Origin of the sequence: Bacteroides sp., assembly GCF_052357945.1 — a bacterium.
In the GTDB taxonomy this organism is placed as follows: Bacteria; Bacteroidota; Bacteroidia; order Bacteroidales; family Bacteroidaceae; genus Bacteroides.
This window is the reverse complement of record NZ_DAWCXD010000227.1, coordinates 1-4,819: the sequence shown is the minus strand read 5'-3', so window position 1 is coordinate 4,819 and position 4,819 is coordinate 1. Positions and strand designations below refer to the sequence as shown.

Here is a 4,819-nt window from a genome sequence, read left to right as displayed (position 1 = left end):
TGGCAAAAGAACTGAAAGACCTTACCAAACGTAGTGAAAACTACTCACAGTGGTATAACGATTTGGTGGTAAAAGCTGATTTGGCAGAACAATCTGCCGTGCGCGGATGTATGGTGATTAAGCCTTACGGATACGCTATCTGGGAGAAAATGCAACGTCAATTGGACGACATGTTCAAGGAAACAGGACACGTAAATGCATATTTCCCGCTATTAATCCCGAAATCATTCTTAAGCCGCGAAGCAGAACACGTAGAAGGGTTTGCGAAAGAGTGTGCCGTAGTAACACATTATCGCTTGAAGAATGCAGAAGACGGTTCAGGAGTTGTAGTAGATCCTGCAGCTAAATTGGAAGAGGAATTGATTATCCGTCCGACATCAGAAACAATCATCTGGAATACTTATAAGAACTGGATTCAGTCATACCGTGACCTGCCTATTCTCTGCAACCAATGGGCGAACGTTTTCCGTTGGGAAATGCGTACCCGTCTTTTCCTGCGTACTGCCGAATTCCTGTGGCAAGAGGGACATACCGCTCATGCTACCCGTGAAGAAGCAGAGGAAGAAGCAATCAGAATGTTGAATGTATATGGTGAATTTGCAGAAAAATATATGGCTGTTCCCGTTGTAAAGGGAGTGAAATCAGCCAATGAACGTTTTGCAGGTGCACTTGACACTTACACAATAGAAGCCATGATGCAGGACGGAAAAGCATTGCAAAGTGGTACTTCCCACTTCCTGGGACAAAACTTTGCAAAGGCATTCGATGTTCAGTTCGTTAACAAGGAAAACAAGATGGAGTATGTTTGGGCTACTTCATGGGGTGTTTCTACTCGTTTGATGGGTGCATTGATTATGACTCACTCGGATGACAACGGATTGGTATTACCTCCACATTTGGCTCCGATTCAGGTAGTAATCGTTCCTATCTATAAGAATGACGAACAACTGAAACAAATTGATGCTAAAGTAGAAGGCATTGTAGCTAAGTTGAAAGCATTGGGTATCTCTGTGAAATATGATAATGCAGATAACAAACGCCCGGGCTTCAAATTCGCTGATTATGAATTGAAGGGTGTACCTGTTCGTTTGGTTATGGGTGGTCGCGATCTTGAAAACAACACGATGGAAGTGATGCGCCGTGATACACTGGAAAAAGAAACAGTTACCTGTGAAGGCATTGAAACATACGTTCAGAATCTGCTTGAAGAAATGCAAGCTAATATCTACAAAAAAGCATTGGACTATCGTAATTCCAAGATTACAACAGTAGATACCTACGATGAATTTAAAGAAAAAATCGAAGAAGGCGGATTTATTCTGGCTCATTGGGACGGAACTACCGAAACAGAAGAAAAGATTAAGGAAGAAACCAAAGCAACTATTCGTTGTATTCCGTTCGAGTCATTTGTTCCAGGAGACAAAGAACCTGGTAAATGTATGGTAACAGGTAAACCATCTGCTTGCCGCGTGATATTTGCACGTTCTTATTAAACAAAATTCGCACATAATTATAAAAAGGATGGAAACGGCTCAATCGCTTTCATCCTTTTCTTTTTTTCCTTCCATATTATATTATTTATGGCCTGTCCTAACAGTTCATTAGACATTCAATAGTTATTTCAAGCTCTTTTTTCAATCCATTTCAGTTTTATTTCAGAAATATCCCTTTTCTTTGTAGTATGTAAAAAAGAAAGGAGACAAAATTATGAAGATATTGATTGTAGAAGACGAACCCTCTTTGAGAGAACTGATTCAATGTTCACTTGAAAAAGAACGTTACGTTGTAGAAACAGCCAGTGACTTCAATTCTGCTCTACGCAAAATTGAAGATTACGACTATGATTGTATCTTATTGGACATCATGCTACCGGACGGAAGCGGACTTGATCTTCTTGAACGACTGAAAGCTCTCCATAAGCGGGAGAACGTGATTATTATTTCCGCGAAAGACTCTCTGGAAGACAAAGTTTTGGGATTAGAACTGGGAGCGGACGATTATTTGCCAAAGCCATTTCATTTGGTTGAACTAAATGCACGAATTAAAAGCGTGATTCGTCGCCATCAGCATGATGGAGAGATTGATATCCGCCAAGGCAACGTACGGATAGAACCGGATAAATATCGTGTATTTGTCAACGAGCAGGAAGTGGAACTAAATAGAAAAGAATATGATATCCTGTTATATTTTATCAATCGCCCTGGGAGATTAATCAATAAAAACACTTTGGCCGAATCAGTGTGGGGAGACCATATCGATCAGGTCGATAATTTTGACTTCATATATGCACAAATCAAGAATCTTCGCAAAAAGCTCAAGGATTCGGGTGCAACTATTGAAATTAAAGCAGTTTATGGATTTGGGTATAAAATGATAGTAGAATAAAAAGGAAAGAGATTATTGTCCATGAAATTAATATATTACATCATTCTTCGTATTACCCTTGCTCTGACCCTCATACTGACGGTCTGGGCTATCTTTTTTTATGTTACGATGATCGATGAAGTCAACGATGAAGTGGATGATGCTTTGGAAGATTATTCGGAAACCATCATTATCCGGGCATTAGCAGGAGAGGAGCTACCTTCTAAAACCAATGGCTCCAACAATCAATATTATATGATGGAAGTAAGCAAAGAGTATGCGGAAAGCCGGGAGGATATTCAGTATAAAGACTCTATGGTATACATTGAAGAAAAAGGAGAGACCGAGCCGGCACGTATTCTTACTACTATCTTTAAAGATGATGAAGGACGATACCACGAGCTGACAGTATCAACTCCCAGCATTGAAAAAGACGATTTGAGAGATGCCATCCAGGTGTGGATTATATTTTTATATGTAGCTTTATTATTCTGCATTATTATCATTTCCGTATGGGTATTTTACCGGAATATGCGACCGCTCTATGTACTTCTACACTGGCTGGACGGTTATCAAACAGGAAAAAGAAATAAACCTTTGAGTAACGATACTCAAATCACGGAATTCCGGAAATTAAATGAGGCTGCCATTCGTTATGTGGAACGTACGGAGCAGATGTTCGAACAACAAAAACAGTTTATCGGAAATGCTTCACACGAGATACAAACTCCACTTGCTATCTGCCGTAATCGATTGGAAATGTTGATGGAAGATGATTCGCTATCAGAAAAACAACTGGAAGAACTGATGAAAACGCATCAGACTTTAGAATACATCACTAAATTAAACAAATCCCTATTATTGCTTTCCAAGATTGATAATGGTCAGTTTACGGATACCAAAGAATTGGAACTCAATGTACTTCTCAAACAATATCTGCAAGATTACGAAGAAGTTTATGATTATCGCAACATAGAAGTCACGATAGATGAACAAGGCGTTTTCAAGGTGACAATGAACGAATCCCTGGCTGTTGCTTTGCTCACTAACCTCCTGAAAAATGCATTTGTACATAATATTGATGGAGGACATATCCGAATCACCGTTACTAAGAACGGTATTACTTTCCGAAATTCGGGAGTGGAACATCCGCTGAACAAGGAACATATCTTCGAACGTTTCTATCAGGGTAGCAAAAAAGAAGGATCTACAGGGCTGGGATTAGCTATAGCCGATTCCATCTGTCGTTTGCAACATCTGAATATAAAATATTACTTCGAGCAGAATGAACATTGCTTCGAGATTTCCCAATCATAAGATTCATCTGAAAAACACAGAGGACACGGATTTTAAGTGAACGACCTGTCGGTTATCATAAAACCAATTTGTCAGGTATATCCATCCACCTGTTTCTCCGTGTCCTCTGCGTCTTTTATAGTGAGCAGGTTATCGGGATCGTATTTCTCTCCTCATAAACATGATATAAGAAATAGCGAAGCAAATAACCGTTGCCGCAATCAATCCGGTCAACTGTGGCCATACAACTAAAAGACTTTGTCCCAATGGGAGCGGACTAGGGATAGCTCCCTGTACCTGTTCCATAGTCAATGGCCCCAAACTTCTGACAGAAGGCATCAATAGTGTGGTGGTAGCTTCATTAAACAGTTCACTCGGTGCCAAACGCATCAACCCTAGAATAAACTTCTGATAACTGATAATCTGATAAGGTGATGCCATCTGTGACGGACTCAACCCTTTTGCCACCAAATTAACAATCATGGTATAGAATACACTAAAAAACAGCCAAACAGCCACAGATGCTAAGGCAGAAGTCGCTGCCTGACGGAAACGGAGTGAGAACAGAATAGCCAGATTCAACCAGAATGCTACATAAAAGATACTGGTAATGATGAAGAAAACAATTCTCCAAAACTCTTCTGCCGTAGGAGGAATACCAATAGCAATCAGCCCACATCCCATCACCAGAAAGCCCAATACAAACAACATGATTCCTATCACAATCAGAGCAGCTACAAACTTCGCATTGATAATGCAATCACGATGAATAGGCTGGGACAGCATACGGCTCAATGTGCCTTTATTTTGTTCGGAATTGACAGCATCAAATCCCAAAGCGATTCCCAATAGGGGGCCTAAGAAGTTAATAAACAGAACAAAAGAGGGGAGAGTCCCATCTGAAACTGTAAACAACTTCAAGAAAAGAAACGAACCGTCCGGGTCATTAGGTTTGATGGCTTCACTAATATTGGTGAGCGCTGTATATAGCGACCCCATACAGGTAAGTGCTATAATACCTATTAATATAATAAAACGCCAACTTTTTACATGATCGGAAATTTCCTTGTTGACGATAACCCAAAAAGGATGATTGACTTTATTCATGTCTTTCTCCTCCTTCCTCAAAATAATGGTTATAAATATCAGACAATTCCTG

Annotated in this window: 4 protein-coding genes; 3 read left to right on the top strand and 1 reads right to left on the bottom strand. The window is 40.0% G+C overall.

The genetic code is table 11. The features are described from left to right. The 3 genes from proS to ACT8YW_RS21785 form a co-directional block, all read left to right on the top strand. Nucleotides 1-1,493: proline--tRNA ligase (gene proS / locus ACT8YW_RS21795; protein ID WP_444107124.1), on the top strand; the 1,493-nt coding region annotated here is incomplete at its 5' end. 214 nt (nt 1,494-1,707) lie between these two features. Continuing rightward, entirely contained in the window at nt 1,708-2,385 is a 678-nt protein-coding gene (locus ACT8YW_RS21790; protein ID WP_004295994.1) for a response regulator transcription factor, read from the top strand. A gap of 21 nt (nt 2,386-2,406) precedes the next feature. Further along, nucleotides 2,407-3,681: a sensor histidine kinase gene (locus tag ACT8YW_RS21785; RefSeq protein WP_004295993.1), complete on the top strand. Its 1,275-nt coding sequence runs from the start codon at nt 2,407-2,409 to the stop codon at nt 3,679-3,681. Between the two features lie 129 nt (nt 3,682-3,810). Here ACT8YW_RS21785 and ACT8YW_RS21780 read toward each other — a convergent pair whose 3' ends face one another. Beyond that, nucleotides 3,811-4,767, bottom strand: coding sequence for an ABC transporter permease (locus tag ACT8YW_RS21780; RefSeq protein ID WP_004295992.1), 957 nt, complete (start codon nt 4,765-4,767; stop codon nt 3,811-3,813). Nucleotides 4,768-4,819 lie beyond the last annotated feature (52 nt).